Origin of the sequence: Henriciella pelagia (assembly GCF_002088945.1) — a bacterium.
GTDB lineage: Bacteria > Pseudomonadota > Alphaproteobacteria > Caulobacterales > Hyphomonadaceae > Henriciella > Henriciella pelagia.
In genome coordinates this window covers 189876-212769 of sequence record NZ_NCSU01000007.1, presented here as the reverse complement: position 1 = coordinate 212769, position 22894 = coordinate 189876, and the positions used below count along the sequence as shown (strand labels likewise).

20 protein-coding genes are annotated in these 22894 nt (G+C 62.5%); 10 read left to right on the top strand and 10 right to left on the bottom strand.

Going from position 1 to position 22894, the window contains the following annotated elements:
* Positions 1–60 precede the first annotated feature (60 nt).
* A complete protein-coding gene (locus B8746_RS03620; protein WP_084391869.1) occupies positions 61–537 on the bottom strand; it encodes a MerR family transcriptional regulator in 477 nt (158 codons plus the stop codon).
* A gap of 214 nt (positions 538–751) precedes the next feature.
* Between B8746_RS03620 and B8746_RS03615 the strand changes: the two genes are divergently transcribed.
* Positions 752–4363 carry a peptidoglycan-binding protein gene (locus tag B8746_RS03615; protein WP_084391868.1) on the top strand — a complete coding sequence of 1204 codons (3612 nt, stop codon included), beginning with the start codon at positions 752–754 and terminating at the stop codon, positions 4361–4363.
* A gap of 4 nt (positions 4364–4367) precedes the next feature.
* Here the strand turns inward: B8746_RS03615 and B8746_RS03610 are convergent, their stop codons facing one another.
* Positions 4368–5120 carry a hypothetical protein gene (locus B8746_RS03610; protein WP_084391867.1) on the bottom strand — a complete coding sequence of 251 codons (753 nt, stop codon included), beginning with the start codon at positions 5118–5120 and terminating at the stop codon, positions 4368–4370.
* Between the two features lie 36 nt (positions 5121–5156).
* Positions 5157–6785: a cisplatin damage response ATP-dependent DNA ligase gene (locus B8746_RS03605; RefSeq protein WP_084391866.1), complete on the bottom strand. Its 1629-nt coding sequence runs from the start codon at positions 6783–6785 to the stop codon at positions 5157–5159.
* A 29-nt stretch (positions 6786–6814) separates the two neighbouring features.
* Between B8746_RS03605 and B8746_RS03600 the strand changes: the two genes are divergently transcribed.
* Positions 6815–7246, top strand: coding sequence for a PaaI family thioesterase (locus tag B8746_RS03600; RefSeq protein WP_084391865.1), 432 nt, complete (start codon positions 6815–6817; stop codon positions 7244–7246).
* Here the strand turns inward: B8746_RS03600 and B8746_RS03595 are convergent.
* The 3 genes from B8746_RS03595 to B8746_RS03585 all read right to left on the bottom strand — a co-directional run bounded on the left by B8746_RS03595 (position 7243) and on the right by B8746_RS03585 (position 9414).
* Positions 7243–7941, bottom strand: a complete 699-nt coding sequence (locus B8746_RS03595; RefSeq protein WP_084391864.1) for a hypothetical protein — start codon at positions 7939–7941, stop codon at positions 7243–7245. The two genes, B8746_RS03600 and B8746_RS03595, sit on opposite strands and share 4 nt — an antisense overlap.
* Before the next feature lie 21 nt (positions 7942–7962).
* On the bottom strand, positions 7963–8301 hold the full coding sequence (locus B8746_RS03590) for a hypothetical protein (protein ID WP_084391863.1): 339 nt from the start codon (positions 8299–8301) through the stop codon (positions 7963–7965).
* An 81-nt stretch (positions 8302–8382) separates the two neighbouring features.
* The gene (locus B8746_RS03585; RefSeq protein ID WP_084391862.1) at positions 8383–9414 is read right to left on the bottom strand and encodes a ligase-associated DNA damage response exonuclease; all 1032 of its coding nucleotides are present in this window, start codon (positions 9412–9414) and stop codon (positions 8383–8385) included.
* Positions 9415–9526: 112 nt separating this feature from the next.
* On the opposite strand from B8746_RS03585, the gene B8746_RS03580 reads away from it, so the two are divergent.
* Complete coding sequence (locus tag B8746_RS03580; RefSeq protein ID WP_084391861.1) at positions 9527–10999, top strand: serine hydrolase domain-containing protein; 1473 nt, start codon at positions 9527–9529, stop codon at positions 10997–10999.
* A 241-nt stretch (positions 11000–11240) separates the two neighbouring features.
* On the top strand, positions 11241–14171 hold the full coding sequence (locus tag B8746_RS17335) for a ligase-associated DNA damage response DEXH box helicase (protein ID WP_233123898.1): 2931 nt from the start codon (positions 11241–11243) through the stop codon (positions 14169–14171).
* A 100-nt stretch (positions 14172–14271) separates the two neighbouring features.
* On the opposite strand, the gene B8746_RS03565 is transcribed toward B8746_RS17335, so the two are convergent.
* Positions 14272–16062, bottom strand: coding sequence for a long-chain-acyl-CoA synthetase (locus tag B8746_RS03565; RefSeq protein WP_084393106.1), 1791 nt, complete (start codon positions 16060–16062; stop codon positions 14272–14274).
* A 132-nt stretch (positions 16063–16194) separates the two neighbouring features.
* On the opposite strand from B8746_RS03565, the gene B8746_RS03560 reads away from it, so the two are divergent.
* The 4 genes from B8746_RS03560 (at position 16195) to B8746_RS03545 (ending at position 20299) form a co-directional block, all read left to right on the top strand.
* The gene (locus B8746_RS03560; RefSeq protein WP_084391860.1) at positions 16195–17076 is read left to right on the top strand and encodes an acyl-CoA thioesterase; all 882 of its coding nucleotides are present in this window, start codon (positions 16195–16197) and stop codon (positions 17074–17076) included.
* 197 nt (positions 17077–17273) lie between these two features.
* Positions 17274–19160, top strand: coding sequence for an ABC-F family ATP-binding cassette domain-containing protein (locus B8746_RS03555; protein WP_084391859.1), 1887 nt, complete (start codon positions 17274–17276; stop codon positions 19158–19160).
* Positions 19161–19316: 156 nt separating this feature from the next.
* Positions 19317–20063 carry a phosphodiester glycosidase family protein gene (locus tag B8746_RS03550; protein ID WP_233123896.1) on the top strand — a complete coding sequence of 249 codons (747 nt, stop codon included), beginning with the start codon at positions 19317–19319 and terminating at the stop codon, positions 20061–20063.
* Entirely contained in the window at positions 20060–20299 is a 240-nt protein-coding gene (locus B8746_RS03545) for a DUF2164 domain-containing protein (protein ID WP_084391857.1), read from the top strand. The genes B8746_RS03550 and B8746_RS03545 overlap by 4 nt, the downstream gene beginning before the upstream one ends.
* Before the next feature lie 67 nt (positions 20300–20366).
* Here the strand turns inward: B8746_RS03545 and B8746_RS03540 are convergent, their stop codons facing one another.
* Positions 20367–20579 carry a hypothetical protein gene (locus B8746_RS03540; protein ID WP_084391856.1) on the bottom strand — a complete coding sequence of 71 codons (213 nt, stop codon included), beginning with the start codon at positions 20577–20579 and terminating at the stop codon, positions 20367–20369.
* 167 nt (positions 20580–20746) lie between these two features.
* On the opposite strand from B8746_RS03540, the gene B8746_RS03535 reads away from it, so the two are divergent.
* Positions 20747–21091, top strand: a complete 345-nt coding sequence (locus B8746_RS03535; RefSeq protein WP_084391855.1) for an ArsC/Spx/MgsR family protein — start codon at positions 20747–20749, stop codon at positions 21089–21091.
* A gap of 3 nt (positions 21092–21094) precedes the next feature.
* Here B8746_RS03535 and B8746_RS03530 read toward each other — a convergent pair whose 3' ends face one another.
* Positions 21095–21487 (bottom strand): MAPEG family protein, encoded by a 393-nt coding sequence (locus B8746_RS03530; protein WP_158084529.1) that lies wholly within the window; start codon positions 21485–21487, stop codon positions 21095–21097.
* 299 nt (positions 21488–21786) lie between these two features.
* On the opposite strand from B8746_RS03530, the gene B8746_RS03525 reads away from it, so the two are divergent.
* The gene (locus B8746_RS03525) at positions 21787–22335 is read left to right on the top strand and encodes a pseudouridine synthase (protein WP_084391853.1); all 549 of its coding nucleotides are present in this window, start codon (positions 21787–21789) and stop codon (positions 22333–22335) included.
* 4 nt (positions 22336–22339) lie between these two features.
* Here B8746_RS03525 and B8746_RS03520 read toward each other — a convergent pair whose 3' ends face one another.
* A complete protein-coding gene (locus B8746_RS03520) occupies positions 22340–22774 on the bottom strand; it encodes a hypothetical protein (protein WP_143434514.1) in 435 nt (144 codons plus the stop codon).
* Positions 22775–22894 lie beyond the last annotated feature (120 nt).

Here is a 22894-nt window from a genome sequence, read left to right as displayed (position 1 = left end):
GGCGCCGGACCCTTGGCGATCCGGCAACCTTCCTCTTTTTCTTGCAACTGTCAGTCAGGCTCAGGCGTCGTCAAGCTGCTTGCGGGCCACCGCATCATAGGCGGCGACACTGTCAGCATGATCGTCCGAAGGCCCGATCTTGGCGAGGTCGTCTTCCAGCCATTCAATACCCTTGCGAAGCTCGACAAGTGCGACTTCGATGTCTTCGCGCTGGCTTTCGAATTCACGAACCTGGTTGCGGAACTTTTCGAGCGTCTTGCGCTTCTGGGCGCGCTCATTGTCGCCAAGGCCGTAAAGGTCGAGGATTTCGCGGATATCGGCAAGTGGCAGGCCGAGGCGCTTCATCCGGACAATGATCGTCACGCGGGCACGATCACGGTGCGAATAGACGCGGGTCATGCCGTCACGTGCAGGGTGAAGCATGTCCTTGTCTTCATAGAAACGGAGGGCGCGAGGCGTGATGCCGAATTCGCGGGCGAGTTCCGAGATTGAGTAAGTGCGGCTCTCGGAAATGGAAAGTGAGGCTGTATCTGGCATCCGGGAAATATGTATTCCCTTTACGCAAACGTCAACTGGCATATTGGCGAGGTTCGCGAAATTGCCCTTTCCTTTTCAGAACCTGAATAAATTCGCACCGGGCGTTTACCTTTTTAACCCAGCCTTAATAAGACGCGCCTCATCCATGGAAGGATTCCGATGGCATGGGGTGCCTGGCCAGGCTGAGCCGCCGGAAAGCTGATGGAGTAGGCGTATGACCAATTACGGGCCCTGGAGCGTTAAGGGGATCGATCAGCGCGCACGGGACGCGGCCCGCGACGCCGCGCGCGAAGAAGGCCTCACCATCGGCGAGTACATCAACCGCATGCTCCTCGAAGTGACCGAGGAAGATGCCCCGTCCATGCGTGACACCCGCACGCCTCGCTATCCCCGCGCCGTCGATACGCACGCCAATCAGGATGAAGAGCCCTCTCCATCCCGTGGCTCGTTTGACCGCCTGATCGCCCGCCTCGAAGCCGTTGAAGCCCGCTCCACGCTGGCTCTGACCGGCATCGACCAGTCGCTTGTCGGTCTCGTCACGCGCCTCAATCGCACGGATGCGAAAACCGACAATGTCATCGAGAACGTCGAGGCGACCCTGGAAGACCTGCGCGCCACGCATGATGCGCTGCAGGAAAAGGTAAGGGCGCTGGAGGCCGATGACAGCAGCGCGAAGAACCTTGAAACGCTGAAGTCTCTCGAGCAGGCCGTCGGTAAGCTCGCCTCGCACATTTACGATGAGAATACCCGCCGCCAGGACGAAACGGCCGCTGTGCGCGCCCGCGTCGAGACCGGCATGGAAGACCTTAGCGACCGCGTCGCCGGCATCGAGGGAAAGATCGATGCTAACCTGTCCGAAGCGGCCCGCAAGCTTGAGCAGAAAGTCGGACAGGCTGAACTGCGGGCCGAAGGCACCGCGAAACACCTGTCAGACCGCTTTTCCGAACTGGAAACCGGCGTGTCCTCCCGTCTCGCCCGTATCGATCAGTTCAACACCCGTATCGAAGCGGTTGAGGGCGATGTCGCCGGCGCGCTGACCTCAATCGAATCTGTCATGACCCGTATGCAGGAGCGCCTGCACCGCGCAGAATCCATGACAAACTCGGCCATGTCGACGCTGGAGCAGACCTTTGACAGTCTCGACAAGCGGATCGAGCTGATTGCCGAGCAGGCCTCTCCTGAAAAGGCCGCCGAGCTTCGCCAGCAATTCGAAGCCCGCTTTGACGGGCTCGCCGATGAGCTGCGCGCCACCATCGAATCGACCCGCCAGGAACTCGCCCGCGAGATCGAGCAGGCGGCTGCGGCCGGCGCCTCGCCGGACGCGCTGAAATCGATCGAGGACTCGATCGGCTCTCTGGAAAAGCGCGTGACCACTGGCGAGGAACGCTCAAATCGCGCCCTGGAAAACATGACCGAGCAGATGGGCCGCATCTCTTCGGCCTTCGACGCGCGCATCCGCGATGTCGAGGCCCGCGACGCCTCAGAAGCCGTCGATGCAGTCCGCCGCGATGTCGAAGCGCTGTCGGGCGAGGTTTCCCAGCGCCTCGAAGATTTCAGCCAGCACAATGATGAAGTGATCGAACGGATCACCGGCCAGATGAAAACCATGGCGGACCAGTTCGACCAGCGCGTCGTCGACAGCGAGAACCGCAGCGCCGCCGCGATCGAACAGGTCGGTGAGCAGGTCGCCAGCGTGGCCAAGCGCCTGCAGGCCCGTCAGGAAAAATCCTTCGAGGATATGCGCCAGACCATCGATGCGGCCCGCAAGCAGCAGGATATGCGCCTGTCCGACGCCCTGTCCGGCGTGTCGGACCGTATCGAGCGGATGCAGGCCCAGCAGGCTTCCGCGCTGTCCCCGGTCCAGAAGGCCATTGCCTCGCTCGCAACGCGGCTGGAATCGCTGGAGGATTTCACCGCCCCGCCGCACAGCGAGACACCTGCGCCGTCATCCTTCGACTTCAGGCAGTCAGAGCCGACAACCGCAGGGCCCGACTTCAAGAAGAATGAAGAGCCCGGCGACTGGCTGACAGAAGATGACAGCGAGACTGACGATTTCGACCTCGGCCTGGAAACAAGTCTCGCCGAAGAGCCGGTCGCCGCGCAGGATGAGACGGCCGGTTCCAGCGCCAACGACGACCCTGTCTCCGATGATGAATTCCTTGCCGGCCTGCCGGACCTCGATGACCTCGAAGACATTGATGATGGTACCGCGCCCACTGCCGAGTTTGACGTCTTCGATGACGCGCCGCCTTTCGATGCTGCTGCAGATCCCGAAGAGACCGCGGAGGCTGAACACGATGATCCGCTTTCTGCCCTGGTTGACTGGGATGATGGCCGCGATGAAACGCGCGACAGTGATATCTTCCTCGAGGATGCCCAGCGTCCGGCTGAAGGGCCTGAAGAGGACGGTCTCGGCGAGCTCGACGTCGATGCCGCGTCAGCCGAAGACAGTGATGATCCGGAATTTGCGGTCGCCCTCGATGAAGAAGACGAGCCGGTTGACTATCTGACCCGCGCCCGCCGCGCCGCCATGGCCGCCAATGAAGGCCACAGCCGCAAGGCCGCGCGTCCGATGACGGCGAAAAGTGCGCCCGTGAAGAAGAAGTCGGGCAAGGTGCCCCTGATCGCGGCTGTCTCCGTGGTCGCGCTAGCGACTGCGACGGCCGGCACGATGATCACCCTGCGTGGCCTGCAGAACGACCCGGGCAAACCGGTCGTCTCCACGGGCGGCATGTCTGCGGCGCCGGTCGCTGCGCTGCCTGCAGGCGAAGAAATGGCCGAAGCGAGCGACACCGAAGCGGTCGATCCGCCGCTTGATGATCCTGATGCGCCGCTGACGGATGCCGAAGAAGCCGCCGTCGAAGATGTCCTGTTTGATGCGCCGGAGGAAAGCGCCGCCGCCGAGACCGACCCCGAACCGGTCGCCGAAGCCGAAGCGCCCGCAGAGACACCGCCCGCGCCAGCGCCAGCACAACCCCCCGCTGTCGATTTCGCGTCCCTCCCGCACATCCCCCTCACACCAACGCTTGAATCGGCTGCGGCCGATGGCAATCCGACTGCACAGCTCATTCTCGGCGAACAGCGCCTTGAGGCCGGTGACTATACGAGTGGTCCGACGCTTGTGCGCCGCGCTGCCGAAAGCGGTCAGGCGGCGGCGCAGTACCGGCTCGCCAAGCTGCATGAGAAAGGCCTCGGCGTCCCGCGTGACCTTGGCATGGCGCGCGAATGGACCGAACGCGCCGCAAACGGTGGAAACGTGAAGGCGATGCATGATCTCGCCGTCTACTATGCCGAAGGCGATGCCGGCTCGCAGAGCTATGCGGCGGCCGCTGAATGGTTCCGCAAGGCTGCCGATTACGGCCTGACCGACAGCCAGTACAATCTTGCTGTTCTCTATGAAGCGGGCCTCGGCATTTCACCCAGCAAGTCAGAGGCGCTCTACTGGTATGAAGTCGCCGCCCGTCAGGGCGATGAAGGTGCGCCGGAGAAAATCGACGAGCTTCGCAACGGACTTTCGCTGGAAGTCGCGCAGAACGCCCAGCGCCGGGCTGCGGCCTGGTCGCCGGCGCGTTCGGAACCGGAAGCCAATGGCCGCTTCACCAGCCAGCCCTGGCAGGCCAGTTCCAGCGAACAGGTCGCCGCAATACAGACCGTCCTCGCAGCGCTCGGCTATGATCCGGGTCCGGCAGATGGAATCATGGGGTCTGGCACGATCGCAGCGATTGCCAGCTACAAGTCCGAGAACGGCCTGTCGCCCGATGGTGTGATCACGCCTGAACTCGTCAACAGCCTCAACGCCACCGTCGAAGCGTCGGTTCAGGGCTGATCGCCTACTGGAAGGCCGGGCGCGGCTCGGCGCGGGCACGCCGCCACAGGATGTAGAGACCCGTCACCGCCGCGGCGATGGCGAGGAAATGCGTGCCGGTGCGCAGCCAGTTATTGAGGACGATGCCAAGCACTCCCCAGGACAAGGCCACATGGAACCACCAGCCCCGGCTCACATGGCGCATGAAGGCCCAAGCGAGGATGGCCGCCGGCACCAGGGCAGCCCACAGTGATACCCAGATCTGATCACTCACGCCAAGGCCTCGCAATTCGCGCAGCAGGCCCGGCACTGAAATCGATAGCGCAACCGCGATCCAGCCGGACAGCAGGCCGGTCAGCAGCGCGGCATTGAAGCGCCGGGCCGTGCCGTCCCAGCCGCCCATGCGGTGCAGGCGGAAGGCGCTTTCCCAGGCATAGACGAGAATGGGGATGAGCAGGGCGAAGTTGAGCCAGTCATTGCCAATCAGTTGCGCGCTCAGCATCCATGCCACATTGCCGACCCCGGCAATCAGCAGGGGCGGGCTAAGGCGCGTCTCAAGATAGCTCGGCCTGAACACGGCGAGCAGCGCGAATACCAGATAGGCTAGGAAGATCACGCTCCAGATCGAGAAGAAAATGCCGAGCGGAAGTTCCGGCGGGATGCCCTCATCCGTTGCCCGCGCGCCCACCGTCTCACCGAGCCCAAACAGCGGCAGGAGTGGCACTGTCCATTGCAGGATGGCCACGAGAAGAAGAAGGAGGGCGTTCCGGCGGTCCATCCCGATGCTCTATCCTGAATGACACGGCCTGAAAACTCACACCTTTTCTGGCAAGAGCTTTTCCAGCGCCTCGAGCGTGTCCGCGTCGGCTGACGGCTTGTCCCAGCGGATGCGGTTGATGCGCGGGAAACGCATGGCAATGCCGGATTTGTGACGGGGACTGCGCTGCAGGCCTTCGAAGGCGACCTCCAGGACAAGTCCCGTCTCTTCGGTCGCCGTGACGGAGCGGACCGGGCCAAACCGGTCAATCGTGTTCTCGCGCACGAACTTGTCGAGCTGTTTCAGCTCTTCATCGGTGAACCCGAAATAGGCCTTGCCGACCGGCGTGATCTCGCGGCCATTCTCGCCCTCTCGCCAGACGCCGAAGGTGAAGTCGGAATAGAAGCTGGAGCGCCGTCCATGTCCGCGCTGGGCGTACATCAGTACCGCATCCACCAGAAACGGGTCGCGTTTCCACTTGTACCAGGGGCCGGTCGGCCGCCCGGCGACATACACACTGTCCCAGCGTTTCAGCATCAGGCCTTCAATCTCCGGCGCCGGCGGATTGTTGCGGGCATGCTCGAGCGCCTCCAGCGTCGTTACAGGCACCAGCGGCGACAGGTCGAACCGCTCGCCGCCAACCCGGCCGATAAACGCTTCCAGACGGCTCCGCCGCGTCCGGAAATCCATTGAACGCAGATCTTCATCGCCTTCGACCAGCAGGTCGTAGGCGCGGATCATGGCCGGGCGGGCCTCCATCTGCTTCTTTGACACCGTCTTGCGGTTGAGGCGCTGCTGCAGCTCATTGAACGGCGCAACCCCGCCATCTGGCGCGCGCACGAGAAGCTCACCATCGATCGCGGCTTCGAAATCCATCGCCGCCAGCACGTCCGGAAAGGTGTGCGAGATATCATCGCCCGTGCGCGTATAGAGACGGCGCGTACCATTTGCCGAAACGGCCTGAACGCGGATGCCGTCATATTTCCACTCGGCCGCGAAGATGTCAGGGTCGATCAGAGCCGGGTCAATGGCGTCGGGGTCATCTCGCTTGTCCTTTGTGACCAGCGGATGGGCGAGCATGACGGGCCGATAGGGCGCATCGATGTCCGGCGAAGGCTTGTCGGCCTTGCCCTCCAGCCAGTCGAACAGGCTCTCATAGGGCGGCTCCAGCCCGTGCCAGATTTCCTCAATCTCTGCCGGGTCGACGCCGCCCATCTCCGCGAGCGCGACCTTGGTCAGGCGCGCCGAGACTCCGATCCTGAGGCCGCCCGTCACCATCTTGAGCAGCGCCCAGCGCTGGCGCGGGTCCAGCATGTCGAGATAGCCGGCGACCAGCCGCTCACCCTGCGCCCGCGTCGCCCCGCGCAGCGCCTCAACCACATCATCGATGGGCGGCACACGGTTCGCCCCGCGCTGGCCCGGCCACATCAGGCTGACCGTCTCGGCAAGGTCACCGACATAGTCATAGGACATGCGAAACAGCTCAGGGTCGGTGCGCTCTGAAATCAGCTTGCGGATCGTGCCCCCCTTGACGCCCGGCAGATCGAGCTCGCCCGTCAGCACGGCGAGCGCCCAACCTCTCGCAGGATTAACTTCACTAGTGAAGTAATTTACGAGATGGGCAATCTTCCCATTGCGCGACGGGGTGAGGATCAAGCGTTCGAGAAGGTCGGAAAAGGCCTGCATTCAGCAATAGATAGGAGAGGGTGCGAACAATGACAGCCATGGACATGCCCGCCGGCTATGCGCCGCATTTCAAACAGTCCGGCTTCACCGATCCGTGGGAGCCGCTCTATTCCAGACGCGCCGACCGCAAGCTCCTTATCGGCCTGCGGATTGCCGAGTCCCATTGTAATTCGCGCGGCTTCGCGCATGGCGGCCTGATCGCGGCGCTCGCCGACAATTCCATGGGCCTCAGCACGGGCGAAGTCCTGAAGGCCGAAGGCCGCAGCGATGTCGGCGGCCTTGTCACGGTCAGTCTCAATACTGACTTCATCGGCTCCGGCCAGATCGGCCAATGGCTCGAAGTCGATACACATTTCGTGAAAACCGGCGGTTCGCTCTGTTTCACCGCCGCGCTGGTCCTCGCCGACAATGAACCAATCGCCCGTGCCAGCGCGACCTTCAAGATCGTGAAACGGCACTAGGCCATCACTGAAATCTTTTGCCAGATCTTCCGCGACAGGTCGCTGGTCAGCTCTTCAATCTCATTCACGGCCTGGATCACCACGCTGTCGCGCGAATGCGCAAGATAGAGCGCGGCGAGCTTGCCGGCCAGCGACAGCATCTCACTGCAATAGTCGAGATACCGGCGAAGCTCGAAGGGGGTCAGCGACCGTTCCGGGCTGGAGACTGTCCGGTCCCCGCCTTCCAGGATGGCGACCGGGGTCTTGGTCAGCTGATGCGTATCGATCACATGCGCGATCGAGCGCAGCTCATGCAGCCGCTTCAGTGCGGCGCTGCGCTTCATGCGCGTTTCCAGCGAAAGCAGGAACCAGATGCCGGCACCAGACAAGATGACGACATTGATCAGAGCTTCGAGGCCTTCGAAGAAACGAAACGCTTCTGTGTCAATGCCATCGAGTTCAAGCAGCCAGAACAGACGCGCGACCAGAGCAATCCCGACCGCGATCACCAGGAACACTGCCCCGCGTAGTAACAGGTTCGGCTTGCTGAGTGTCGTCGCCGTCTGGACAACATCCGGTGCGAGTTCGCACAATTGCTGGCAGACGCCGCTAATGCCGCGGTCGGGAAACCGCTCTTCGACGCGTGACAGCAACCGGCTGATCGTCGCAATCAGCAGGTTTGGATTGAGGGCGCGATAATTCTCAGCCGGTCTCATTCTCACCGGACTAGCAGAGGATTATTGAACCTTGGTGAAGCCACTCACCACCAGCTCACCGTCCGCGCCTTCGCTAATCACGACATCATAGATCGCTCGCGCCTCAGGCGAACCGGTCATCTCGACATGAACATCAAAGACGCCTGGCCGCACGGAGCGCCGTGTGGCGGTCACGATATCGACCAGCGCCCGTGTCGGATGGCGGGCATAGACTTCGTTAAGGGCCACTTCTTCGGCCTGGTTCGTCGTGATGACGGGTTTGCGTGCGGTTAACAGGGTCGGTGTGGTTTCGGCGCATCTGGCACCCTGACAGGCGGCAAGGCCGACAATGGCAATCAGTCCAGGGATGATCAGTCTCATTCGGGTCTCCACCCTCCAGCAGGCAGAATATGCACCTGGGACGCGAATTTTCCTAATGGCTGTTCTGGCGCTTCCCCACCCCTAATCCAGATTTTCGTCTTCGTATCCGACAAGCCTCAGTGGACGTGCCTTGCGCCCTTCCAGCTCCGCCCAGCGCACCAGCGCGTCCTCGCGCCCATGCGTGATCCAGAGCTCCTCCGGGTCGACCTCGCGCACAGTGTCCGTCAGCTCGTCCCAGTCGGCATGGTCTGAAATGATCAGCGGCAGTTCGACGCCGGACTGTTTTGCCCTCTGCCGCACGCCCATCCAGCCGCTTGCAAAGCAGGGCAAGGGGTCGGGAAAGCGACGCCCCCATTTGTCGTGAAAGGAGGAGGGCGGGCCGAGCACGATCTTGCCGCGAAACCGCTCCTGCGCGCCGCGTTCTTTCGTGTCGAGCGTTGCGGTCTCCAGCGGTCCCAGTGAAACGCCGTGGTCTTCATACAGACTGCACAACTTCTCCAGCGCGCCGTGAATGTAGAGCGTGTCTGAATAGCCCGCCTCGCGGATCAGCTTGATGACCCGCTGCGCCTTGCCGAGCGCATAGACGCCGACAAGATGGGTGCGCTCGGGAAAGTTGCGGACGCTGTCGAGCAGTTTCGCAATCTCTCCGGCATCGTCCGGATGTTTGAAGACCGGCAGGCCGAAGGTCGCTTCAGAAATGAAGACATGTGTTCCCTCAACCGGTTCGAAGCCGCGGCAGGTCGGGTCGCGGCGGCGCTTATAGTCGCCGGTGCAGACCATGCGCAGGCCTTTCCACTCCACCACGACCTGCGCTGAACCGAGGACATGGCCTGCAGGCGACATCCAGACCGTAACGCCGTTCACCTCGACGGTTTCGCCATATTCGATGGCCTGCGTCTGCTTTGCGAACGCGTCACCATAGCGCGCCGCCATGATGGCCAGCGTCTCGGGCGTTGCGAGCACCGATCCATGCCCTGCCCGCGCATGGTCGGCATGGCCGTGGGTGACGACCGCCCTGTCCACTGCGCCGCGAACCGGATCGATATAGAAATCGCCCGGCGGGCAGTAGAGCCCCTTGGGTGTGGGGCAGAGCAGCAGGTCGGGTCTGATCATGCCTCTTCATATAGGCTTAAGGGCACCGGTTTTGACTGCCATGTTTCTGCCTTGTCATCATGGGAAACAGATGAGCGTCAAAAATACCCGATCACTATGGAGCCTTTCGATCATGAGACGACTGATTGCGCCTGTCATGGCAGCAGCCCTGCTCACCCCGACCCTCGCAAGCGCCCAGGAAGGCGGCGACACCGAAATCATGCAGAACGCGCTGGCCGCAGGCTACAAGGCGCTGTTCACCTGCTCGGCTACCTTCACGGCGGGCAAGTCCCTGAATGAGATCGAGTTCAATGAGCTGGATGGCATCTATGTCGACTACCGCAAGCCCATGCGCTCGACCTCGGAGCCGAGCATCAATGACCGTAACCGCACTGTCGCAGTCCGCTATGAACGCGGTGAGCCGCCCCGCATCGCTGTCTGGCGTGATGGTCTCGGCTGCTCGCTCCTGCCAATCGGGGCCGATCCGAGCGCCGAAGACTGGCTGCCACGCTTTGGCGGACCGGTGCCGCGTCAGGCGAATGATGTGTCCACCGCAATTGGTTCAGATGTGCAGCTGGTCGATCCGACCTTCTACAATGTCCGTCTCGAAGCGCCGGTAAACTTCGCCTTCGACGGCAATACCTATGGCCGCGGCAACCGCACAAGCGCCGTGGTCATCGTCAAGGACGGGCAGGTCATGGCCGAGCGTTATGGCCGCGGCATGGATGCCGAGACGCCGCAGCGCACCTGGTCGGTGGCTAAATCCCTCACCGCGACCATCATTGGCGCTGCCCTCGAGCAGGGCATGATGGATCTCGACTATCCGGCCCTTGTCGAGAACTGGACCGCTGGTGGCGATCCGCGCCGCAACATCACTCTGCGCGATACGCTTCAGATGGCGAGTGGTCTTGATTCCGGCGTCACCGGCAGCCGCACCGACCGTACCTATTTCGGCGGCGCCCGCGTTGTCGACACCGCACTCACCAACCCGCTGGAAGTCACCCCGGGCGAGCGTTTCAAATATTCCAATTACGACACGCTTGCCGCCATGCGCGGCCTGCGTGAGACGATGAAGGACGACCAGCGTTACTGGCGTTTTCCCTATGAGGCGCTGCTGCACAAGATCGGTGCGCTGAACACCACGCTGGAAACTGACTGGGGCGGCGATTTCGTCTCCTCCTCCCAGGTCTGGATGACCGCCCGCGACATGGCCCGCCTCGGCCAGCTCTACATCCAGGACGGCTACTGGGCTGGCGAGCGCATCCTCCCGCAGGGCTTTGTGGACTTTGTCAGAAGACCTGGCGCGGCCCAGCCGGACCGCACCGACCCCGGCTCGTTTGGCTATGGCGCGAGTTTCTGGCTGCTGGACCGTTTTCCGGGCATTCCGAGTGACACCTATGCGGGCATTGGCAATCGCGGCCAGTACCTGGTCATCGTGCCATCGCTCGATATCGTGATCGTGCGCCGCGGCTTCGACGTTGCCGGTCAGGAAGGCTTTGACATCGTCGCCTTCACCCGCGACGTGCTCTCCAGCATCGACATGGCAACCTCCGACATGCTCGCCGCCCAGACGGCTGCCTCTGACCTGGAACGCCAGCGCGACTAGGCTGCGCCCCACCCCGGCCCTCCCCAGAGGTGAGGGGGCGTAAGCCGCGGTTAGTATGCCTGAAGCGCTCGTCCTTCGACGTCGCTCAGGATGAGCGCTTTCGTGAAAGCTAAACGAAGGCCTCATGGTGAGCGAAGTCGAACCACGAGGCCGGAACACGCGACGCCGCGATCCCCCTCCCCATCTGAAAGGGTCGGGCGGACCATCGCTAAGCCAGCGGACATGCACTATCTCTTGAGCCATGCCAGACGCGTCTGCCCTCCCATTCCAGCTACCGGACCGGTTCGAGGACTGGTTCAAGGGGCGGGGGTGGGCGCCGCGTCCACACCAGCTCGCGCTGACAGAGACGGCGCTGGCGGGTGACAGTGCCCTCCTCATCGCCCCCACGGGCGGCGGCAAGACGCTGGCGGGGTTCCTGGCAAGCCTGATTGAACTGGAGCGGAAGCCGAAGTCGAACTCCGGACGCCCGGCCCTGCACACGCTCTACATCTCTCCGCTGAAAGCCCTCGCCACCGATGTGGAGCGCAACCTCAATACCCCCGTTGCCGAAATGGGCCTCGACATCCGCATCGAGACCCGCACGGGCGACACGCCGCAATCGAAGCGCCAGCGCCAGCGCACCAATCCGCCGGATATCCTGCTCACCACGCCCGAACAACTCGCCCTGTTCATTGCGTCCGACCATGCAGACGAATTCTTTTCGGACCTCCGATGCGTCATCATCGACGAGGTTCACGCCATCGCGGCCTCCAAGCGCGGTGACCTGCTCTCGCTTGGCCTCGCCACCCTCGCTGAATGGGCACCCACGTGCCGCTTCATTGGCCTCTCGGCCACCGTGCGCGATCCGGGCCTGCTGGCAGACTGGCTGGATGTGCGGAAAGCTCCAGGTCCCTTGCCTCCCCCAGACCTGGGGGAGGTGGGCGGCGGAGCCGCTCGGAGGGGGGAGCCACAAAGCACAGCGACTGCCGCTTCCCCCCTCCGCCCTTCGGGCACCTCCCCCCGCAAGCGGGTGGAGGCAAAAGCCCAAACGACCGACGAAGTCCTTGCCTCCCCCACGCATGTGGGGGAGGTGGCCCACAGCCGAGAGGCTGTGGGACGGAGGGGGCGCGGCGTCCACATCATCCGCGCCGAAGGCGGCGTCGGCGCGAATATCGACATTCTTGTCTCGCGTGAGCGCATCCCCTGGTCCGGCCATTCTGGCCGCTTCGCCATCCCGGAAGTCTACGAAGCCATAAAAGCCGCCGAAATGGCGCTCGTCTTCGTCAATACGCGCAGCCAGGCCGAGCTTCTGTTTCAGGAGCTCTGGCGGGCCAATGAAGACGCCCTGCCCATTGCGCTTCACCATGGCTCGCTCGCCGTTGAGCAGCGCCGCAAGGTCGAAGCGGCCATGGCAAAAGGCACGCTGAAAGGCGTTGTCTGTACCTCCACACTCGACCTCGGCATTGACTGGGGCGGGGTTGATCTCGTCATCCAGATGGGCGCGCCCAAGGGCGCCGCCCGCCTCATCCAGCGCATCGGCCGCGCCAATCACCGCATGGATGAAGCCTCCCGCGCGCTTCTGGTGCCAACCAACCGGTTCGAAGTCCTCGAATGCCGCGCTGCCGAAGCCGCCGTCGAAGCCGGAGAGATCGACGGCGAACCGATGCGGCAGGGCGCGCTCGATGTCCTCGCGCAGCACATTATGGGCCGGGCCTGCGGGGTGGGCTTCGAGCTGGAACCGCTCTTCGACGAAATTCGCCGCGCCGCGCCCTATGAAGCCCTCGACTGGGAATCCTATGAGCGTGTCGTCGACCTCGTCGCGACCGGCGGCTATGCGCTCAAGACCTATGACCGCTTCAAGCGGATTGTTCGGATGCAGGACGGCGTCTGGCGCGTGCGCACCGCCCGCGATGCGCAGCAGCATCGCATGAATGTCGGCGCCATCGTCGAAGCGCAGCTGCTGAATGTCAGGCTGGCGAATTTCGTTGGCAAACGCAGTGCGACCAATCCTCCCCCACAAGTGGGGGAGGGGCCCGCAGGGCGGAGGGGGCTTCGAAGCCAGTCTGCACAGCAGACCAATCGATCCAGTGGATCGATTGGAGGCGGAGAAGGCCACGGCAGTGGCAAAAAATCAGGCGCTGCGTCCCGAGGCTCCCCCCTCCGAGCGGCTTCGCCGCCCACCTCCCCCGCAGGCGGGGGAGGCAAGAGCGCAGCGCAAGAACAGCGGGCCATCCGCCCCGGTCGCAAGCTGGGTGAGATCGAGGAATACTTCATCTCGACCCTGACGCCCGGCGACACGTTCTTGTTCGCGGGCGAAATCCTGCGCTTCATAGGCATCTCCGAGCTCGACGTGCTGGTCACGCGCGCCCAGACCGACAAGCCCGCCATCCCGACCTATAATGGCGGCAAGTTCCCGCTGACGACCTTCCTTGCTGACCGCGTCCGCCACATGATCCACGACCCTGCTCAGTGGCAGGGCCTGCCCGACCAGGTCCGTGAATGGTTCGAAATCCAGAAGGAAAAGTCCGAAATCCCGCCGCCGGACCATCTTCTCGTCGAGACTTTCCCGCGCGCGGACCGGCACTACCTCGTTACCTACCCGTTTGAAGGCCGTCTTGCGCACCAGACGCTCGGCATGCTGCTCACCCGACGCCTCGAGCGGGCAGGGGCGAAGCCATTGGGCTTTGTGGCGTCGGAATACGCCATGGCCGTCTGGGCAATGGACGACATGTCCAGCATCGACATGGACGCGCTGTTCCATCCGGACATGCTGGGCGACGATCTCGAGGAATGGCTGGATGAGAGCCCGCTGATGAAGCGCACTTTTGCGCAGGCCGCGCAGATCTCCGGCATCATTGCGCGCCGCCTGCCTGGCAAGGAAAAGACCGGCCGCCAGATCACGTTTTCAACCGACCTCATCTATGACGTGCTGCGCAGCCATGAGCCGGATCACATCCTGCTACAGGCCGCGCGCCAGGACGCTGCGACGGGCCTCCTCGACATCCGCCGCCTGTCCGACATGCTGACGCGTATTCGCGGCAAGATAGACCATCAGAAACTGGACCGGATCAGCCCTTTCGCCGTGCCCGTCATGCTTGAAGTCGGCAAGGAACGCGTCAATTCCGAAAGTGTCATCGAGGCGATCGTGGCCGAGGCCGAGTCAGACCTCATTCGCGAGGCGATGGGGCGCTAACTTTTAATCCGCAGACACCTGCGAAGGCAGGTGTCCATGTTCGAAGGTTGCACTCTGGATGCCTGCCCGCGCAGGCATTGTCGGTGGTCATGCCAAGCCGCTAGAACCGTCCGCCGCCCGACCCGATCTTCTTGAAGTCTTCCGGGGAGAGCCGGCGATACGCCCCCGTCTCAGGGTCGACATACCAGACCGGGTCCTTCACCCGCTCAGGGTCATAGCCATCCTCGGCCAGTTCCACCTTGCGGTATTTGAATGTGCCTGTGGTCACCGCTTCCTGCTGCTCGCGGATAAAGACCGGGATCGCATATTTCGGCAGGCGTGCCGACAGGCGGTCGAGCAGGTCCTTATAGTCGAGATAGCCATTCGTCGTGACCGACGCCATGCCGGCCTTGCCTTCGGCACCGGGGATCGGGACACCGTAGACATTGGCCGTCTGGATGCCCGGAATATCGGACAGGGCCTCGGCAACCTCATTGGTCGAGACATTCTCGCCCTTCCAGCGATAGGTGTCCCCGACGCGGTCCACGAAATACATGTAGCCGAGCGCATCCTGGCGCATCAGGTCGCCGGTGCGATACCAGGCATCACCTTCCTCGAAGACATTGCGCAGGATCTTCTTCTGTGAGGCGTCATCGCTCTGATAGCCTTCAAACCGCGTCATTGTGTTGTCGCCAATCCGGCCGATCGCTTCGCCCACTTCGCCAACAGGTGCGCGAACGCAGAAGCCATTCTCGTCGCGCTCTGGTGCATCCTTCTCGACATCGTACTTGACGAAGGCGACATGGGCGTAGGTCTTGCGCGCAATCCACGGCACGCGGCCGCATGCGCCGACCGTGCCGTCATAGTTCATGAACTTCACATTGCCTTCGGTCGAGCCGTAGAACTCCACCATCTTCTTCACGCCAAACCGCTCCAGGAACGGCTCCCAGACATCGGTGCGCAGGCCATTGCCGAGACCGACACGCACCCTGTGCGAGCGGTCATGGATCGAGGTGCGGTGATTGAGCAGGTAGCGGCAGATCTCGCCGATATAGACGAAGGCGGAGACGTTTTCCTCGGCGCAATCCTTCCAGAAGGCGCTGGCGGAGAATTTCTCGCGCAGCACCACGCTCGCGCCGGTCATCAGGGCAACGCCGATCCCGCAAAGGCCAGCCGTCGTATGATAGAGCGGCATGGCCACATAGACGCGGTCCTTCTTCGAAATGCCGCACGGCGCGATGAAGGTACGCATGGTCGAGCGGACCTTGGCATGCGACATGCGCGCAGCCTTGGGCATGCCGGTCGTGCCGGACGTGTAGATGTAGAGGCAGTTGTCGGCATTGGTCATGCCGGCGCGAAGCTCGCGCGACGGGCGTTCGGAAGAAAAGTTGGGCAGGTCTTCGTCCAGCGACAGGCCGCAGGTCCCGCCAAGGCACCAGACATCCGGCGAAGTTTCCAGGAAGTCGGCGGCTGAGCGCATGGCTTCGCTCTGACTGGCACCGGTGATAACCAGCCTGGCATTCACAATATTGATGCAGTGGGCCAGCGACTGGCCGGCCAGCTGGTTGTTGATCAGCGCCGGGACGACACCGACCTTGGACAGGCCATACCAGATCGCGACATATTCCGGACAATTGTCCATGAACAGCGCAACCGTCTCGCCGCGCTTCAGGCCGCAGGCCAGCGCCCAGTGGGCGACACGGTTGGCATAGGCATCGAAAGCGCCATAGGTCATGCGGCGCCCTTCAAACCGGAACGCATCGGCTTCGCCATGCGCATCGACAATATTCTCAAGATCGTCGGCCAGCAGCTCCTCGGAGTCCGGCGTCACAGGGTCCAGCCAGCGTTTCACACCGAGCAGGATACGCACAGCAGTGGCTTCTCGTTTGATCGATTTCAGCAGCGTTTTCATGACACAGCCTTGCGCTTGGAGCGCGAAGCGATCAGCCTTTGAGGTTTGCTGGATGCCGCGCGCAGGTTTCAAGTTTCAGCCGGTAGTGATAATCGCGCGTGGTTAGAATTCTGATGGGGAAGACCTTCAAATATGACCGATGCCGTTTCCGAACTGTTAGGGATTCTCGAAGTCGAGCGTCTGGAGGTTGATCTCTTCCGTGGATTTACCCCGGAATGGGAAGCCGAACGGCCCCGCGTCTTCGGTGGCCAGGTCATCGCGCAGGCCCTGGCATCGGCGTATCGCACCGTGAAGGATGATCGCCAGTGCCACTCCCTGCACGCCTATTTCATCCGGCCGGGCGACCCGAAAATCCCGATCATCTATGAAGTCGACCGTTCCCGCGATGGCGGCAGTTTCACCACGCGCCGCGTCGTCGCGATCCAGCACGGCCAGCAGATCCTGAACATGTCAGCGTCTTTCCATGTGCATGAGGATGGCTGGGACCATCAGCACGACATGCCGACCGTCAAGCAGCCGGAAGAGCTGAAATCGCGCGATGAATTCCGTGAGATGTTCAAGGACAAGCTGCCCGAGCAGGAACGCAAACACTGGGAACGCCCCCAACCTTTCGACATGAAGGAAATCGGGGCGATGAACCCGTTCAATCCGAAGCCGAAATCGGATGTGAACGAGGTCTGGTTCCGCCTCACGCGCAAGATCGATGCGGCACCTGCCATGCATCACTGCCTGGTGGCCTGGGCGAGCGACATGAACCTGCTCGGCTCGAGCCTGCGTCCGCACGGCCTGCACTGGATAAACCCGGAGCTGATGACGGCGAGCCTCGATCATGCGATCTGGTTCCATGAGCCGATCCGCGCCGATGAGTGGCTGCTCTACTCCATGGACAGCCCCAAGGCCGGCAGTGGCCGCAGCTTCAATCGCGGCTCGATCTACACCCGTGACGGCAAGCTCGTCGCATCGACGGCGCAGGAAGGCCTGATGCGCAAGATGAAACCGCGCAAGAAAGACTGAGTCGCGTTTAGTTTTGCGTCACCCTCGACCGCCGCCAGGCGGTCTGAGGGTCCAGCTTCCATACGGTGACGAAAGCGCGAATGGATGCGACAGGGGATGGACGCTCAGATGAGCGAAACGCTCATCGAGCGTGACGCGTCCCCGATTTTGCGTTTGCCCACTTGCCCCCAACCCCACAAAACCGTAGCACCCCCGCCATGCTGACGATCGACAATCTGACCTACCGGATTCAGGGCCGGGTGCTGATGGACGGCGCCTCGGCGCGGATCCCTGCTGGCTGGAAGGTCGGCCTGATCGGGCGCAATGGTACCGGCAAGTCGACGCTGCTGCGGCTCATCCGCGAAAGCCTCACAGAGAGCGATAGCGCGATCCGCATCGGCAAGGCCGCCAAGATGGGCTGGGTCGCGCAGGAGGTCGAAGCCAGCGACCGCACCCTGATCGAGGAAACGCTGGCGGCTGACACCGAACGCGCGCAACTGATGCATGCTGCCGAGACCGTCACCGACCCTGACGAACTTGCCGATATTCACGAACGCCTGATGACGACGGATGCCTGGTCGGGCGAGTCGCGCGCTGCTTCCATCCTTACCGGTCTCGGTTTCTCCCAGGCGGACCTTTCGCGCGCCTGCCGCGAATTTTCCGGCGGCTGGCGCATGCGCGCAGCCCTTGCCGGCGTGCTCTTCGCCGAGCCGGACCTGCTCCTCCTCGACGAGCCGACCAACTATCTCGACCTTGAAGGCGCAGCCTGGCTTGAGAGCTATCTCAGGACCTACCCGCACACTGTCCTTCTTGTCAGCCACGACCGGGAGCTGCTGAACAGCGCCGTCACGCATATCCTGGCGCTCGAGCACCAGAAACTCACCGTGCATGCCGGCAATTATGACAGCTGGCAGAAGAAGAAGGCCGAACAGCTCGCCCTCGCACAGGCCCAGAAGGCCAAGCAGGACAAGCAGAAGGCGCACCTGCAAAGCTTCGTGGACCGTTTCCGCGCCAAGGCCTCGAAGGCGACGCAGGCCCAGTCCCGCCTCAAGATGCTTGAAAAGATGCAGGACATCGTCATTCCGCTTGAAGAGCGAACGCACCCCTTCGAGTTTCCGGCCCCCGGCGAACTGGCTTCCCCGCTTTTCGTGCTCGACAATGCAGATCTTGGTTATGCGCCCGGTCAGCCTGTGCTTCGCAACGTCCAGCTGCGCGTCGACAATGATGACCGCATCGCGATTGTCGGCGCGAACGGGCAGGGCAAGTCCACCCTCGTGAAATCCATCGCCAACCGCCTCAACCTGCTGGCTGGCAATCGCGTCGCCGCGCCAAAGGTCGAGATCGGTTATTTCAGCCAGGACCAGCTCGATGAGCTGAACGAGGGCGAGAATGCCCTCGACCATGTGCGCCGCATGCGCCCACAGGCGAGCGATGGACAGATCCGCGCCATCGTCGCCAATATCGGTTTCAACCGGGACAAGGCGGAGACGAAAGTCGAGAAGCTGTCCGGCGGTGAGAAAGTCCGCCTCCTGCTCGGCCTGACGGCCCTGAAAAAGCCGCACATCCTGATCCTCGACGAACCGACCAGCCACCTTGATATCGACAGCCGCGAAGCGCTGATCCATGCGCTGAACGATTATGAAGGCGCGGTCCTGCTCATCACGCACGATGTCTATCTCGCTGAAGCCACGGCTGACCGGCTCTGGCTCGTCAATGATGGCCGCGCTGCGCCCTATGATGGCGACCTGTCGGACTATCGCGCGCTTGTACTCGCCGCTGACAAGACGCGCGGCGGTGCGCCCGCCATTGTGCCCGATGAGCCGTCGGCCCCGCCACCACCGCCAAAGCGCTCAGAGTCTGACATCCGCCGCGCGACGGTCGATATCAGAAAGCAGATTTCCGCCGCCGAACGCGAAATGGAAAAGCATCGCGACACGATCGCGAAACTCGATGCGAAACTCGCCAACCCCTCCCTCTATGACCGCGATCCCGATGAAGCGGTGCGTCTCGGCACGGCGCGCGACAAGGCGCAGGCCGATCTGGACAAGGCCGAGGAGGCCTGGCTCGCCGCCAGCGAAGCCTATGAGACGGCCGCCTCAGCCTGAGCTGCACACCATATTCTCGCCACGGAACACTGCTTGCATGCAAGTGTTGATCGAACCAGCGAACCCTTCCACCTATGTGGCCTTGGGCGATGGTTAAGTCGGGGCGAGGCTCCGGTGGAAAGGTTATTGAACTTGCAAGGCGGGATGACACGGTGTTTGCGAAGCATCTTCGTCGTGGCTGCGGCGTCATTCACTGTGGTTGGTTGCGACCTCGGCCAGCCGGCTGCCGGTGATCACTGCCGCTCGCTTGACCACAAGTCGAGCCCTTATACCGTCTGCACCTTCAATGCCGAGCGCGATGACATCCGCCTCTTCCTCGCCGATTCCGAGGGCAGGCCATACCTGCAATTCGGTGCGGTAGCAGACTCCGTCAGAACCGAAGGCAAGACGCTGATCTTCGCGATGAATGGCGGCATGTATCATGATGACCGCCGCCCGGTCGGCTTCTACCGTGATGGCAATGGCGATGTCGCCACCGTCAACACCAATGACGGGCCGGGCAATTTCCACATGAAGCCGAATGGCGTGTTCTGGCTCGATGGCAATCGCGCAGGCGTCACCGAATCCCAGACCTATCTCGACGAAGGCCTCGACCCGGATTTTGCGACCCAGTCTGGCCCGATGGTGGTCATTGACGGCGAGGTCCATCCCTCGCTGAACCCGGATGGCACGTCGCGCCGCCGCCGCAATGGTGTTGGCGTTGCCGCCAATGGCGAGACGGTGTTTTTCGTGATTTCGGACGTCCCCGTCACCTTCCACGATTTCGCGACACTGTTCAGCGAGAAGCTCCGCGCGCCGAATGCGCTCTTCCTCGATGGCCAGGTGTCCCGCATCTACGCGCCGGCTTATGGCCGCGACGAACAGGGCCTCGACATGGGCCCCATCGTCGGTGTGGTGGAATGAAGAAGAAGATCGAGCTGACAGATGAGCGCCGCGGCGCCCTGATCGCTCACCTGCAGACGCTGTTTTCCACCGAATTCGACGAAAGCCTCAGCGACTTCCGTGCCGGCGAAATCCTCGACATCATGCTGAAAACTCTGGGCCCCACCGTCTACAACCAGGCGGTCGAGGACGTGCGGGCCCATCTGCAAACCAAACTCGATGACCTCGGCGGTGAGGTCTATGTCGACGAGAAATAAGCCTTCATGGTGAGCGAAGCTTGCCCCGGCGAAGGCCGGGGTCGAACCACGAAGTCAGCCCTGGAACCTAGTCACCATCATTGAGGTCGCGGATCGCCTCATCGGTTTCGCGCGCGAATTCATTCGCGGCTTCACCCGTCTCATGTGCAGCTGCGCCAAGCAGTCGGTCCATGCGGGCACCGGCTTCGGCGAATGAGCCTTCCGTGATGCGGAAAAAGAGAAGCAGTACCAGAAAGACTGCGGCGAAGAGCACGATGAGCGCCTGTAGAAATCTGCCCATGGGTCATCCCTTTGATTGTACGCACCGCCCGGACCTGAGCGGTGTTCATGACATGGTTAACCCGCAAGCGCTGCGCATGGTTCCCGCAGGCAGGCGATTGCCAGGCTGGCCCTGCTGCCCAATATGACAGGCTGACATGACAATCCCGAGACGCGAGGAAGACTGAGATGGCGAATCTGACGCTCTATGGCCTGAAGAATTGCGACACCTGCAAGAAGGCGCTGAATGCCCTCGACGCGGATGGGCATGACGTTGTCCTCGTCGACATCCGGGCTGACACGGATCTGCAGGAGAAAGTCCCGCTCTGGCTGAAAGAGGTCGGCCCGGACATGCTGGTCAACAAGCGCTCGACCACCTGGCGCGGCCTGTCGGAGGCTGACAAGGCGGCGATTGAACAGGGCAAGGCCGAAGCGCTCCTGATCGCAAATCCCACCCTGATCAAACGCCCGGTCATTGAAACCGGCGCAGATGTCTATGTCGGCTGGACCAAGGACGTCCAGGCCGTCTTCTAGCAGCTAGGCGAACGCAAACCAGATACAGGCGACACCCGTCCCCAGCATGGATATCAGCGTCAGCAGGGTGCCCCACATGCGACCGGGACTGCCTCCGCTTGAACCGGACAGGCCAACCGCGTGCAGCACGCGCCCAAGGACAAGCGTGCTGCCCAGCGCGTGGATCAGCCAGACCGGTGCCACAAGAGCGCCCAGCGCGAGCAGGCCAATCACAGTCACTGGCACATCTTCCACGGCATTGCCCTGTACCCGCTGGGCGCGCTGCAGCCTTTCATTGCCGCCATCGCCGAACATGACTTTCTCACCGCTGCGAACCAGTCCGACCCGGCCTTTCAGCAGCAAAAAGAAAATCACGAAAATGCCGGCATAGAGCGCAGCTGACTCCATGGATGTCATCGTTTCCTCCCCGATAGATGATCTGGCAACACTTTCAGTCAATCCGGCCTGACCGGTCAATTGCCGAGAGATTTGAGGTATTGCTCGAAACCGCATAGCCGGCCGGTTGATTGAGAGGGGAACGATGATGACAAGGCTTCGCGCCGCTCTGGTATCTATCTGCCTTGCATCCGCTGCGCCTGTTGCCGCGATAGCGGAAGAGGGGGCCATTCCGCCATGCCCGGACCAGTCCGATGTGCGCGCTCTTCGATCTTGAATAGACGCTTGATCGGGCCGGGCGAGCTGGCCTAGGAGGCGCCATGCTCATTGCGTTCAACAAGCCCTATGGCGTCCTCTCCCAATTCACCGACAAGGGCACGGAGGGTTCTCCCCGACCAACTCTCTCTGCCTTCATTGATGTCCCCGGTGTCTACCCGGCGGGCCGGCTGGACCGCGACAGTGAGGGGCTGCTCCTGCTGACCGATGATGGCCGCCTGCAGGCCGAGATCGCCGATCCCAGACACAAGATGGAAAAGACCTATTGGGCGCAGGTCGAAGGCGTACCTGATGAGGCCGCGCTCGCGGCGTTCCGGAAAGGCCTCGACCTCAAGGATGGCCGCACCCGTCCGGCTTCGGTCCGCCGCATGGACCCGCCTGAGGCCCTCTGGGACCGCGACCCGCCCATCCGGTTTCGCAAGTCGGTGCCCGATTGCTGGCTCGAGATCGGGCTGCGGGAGGGCAAGAACCGGCAGGTTCGCCGGATGACGGCCGCGATTGGGCATCCGACCCTGCGCCTCATCCGCTATCGGACCGGCAAATGGACGCTGGACGGTCTGGCCCCCGGTGAGTGGCGCGACATCACGCCCTGACGCCTTAGCCGCACTCGGTCGCGATCAGCACGGTCAGGTCGCCGGTCAGTTCACCGAAAACCTGGTCATGCGCCGCATTCAGCCCCTTCTGATAGGGGCTGGCGAGCCGCATCGCATCCTGCATGGTCGTGCAGGCCAGTTCCGGGTCGGTATCATACTGGTGCGCCGCGAGGCCGAACATCGCTTCGCCGCCGCCGAGGATCGCCTTGTTTGCCTCAAGCGGTGGAAGCTTGCCGCTCGGCACTTCCTGGCGGATGGCCTCAATCCAGCGATGGCAGACCTCGACGCTCTGAGGGCTGGCGTCCGGATCGTCGAGAATATTGCCGCAGGCGATCCCGCTTCGCAGCGCCTTGTCGCCCCAGTCATCGGCAAGGGCAGGGCCGCTCATAGCAGCGGTGGAAAGGCACGCCAGAAGGGCTAGCCGGTGTAATCTGATCATGGAGTCTTCTCCCATCCATATCTGACAACGCGCGCAGTCTTCGAGGAATTTTGCATCTCGTCAACGCATTCAGCCATGTTGATGCTGATACGCTCAAAAACTGACAGATTTGGAACAGCC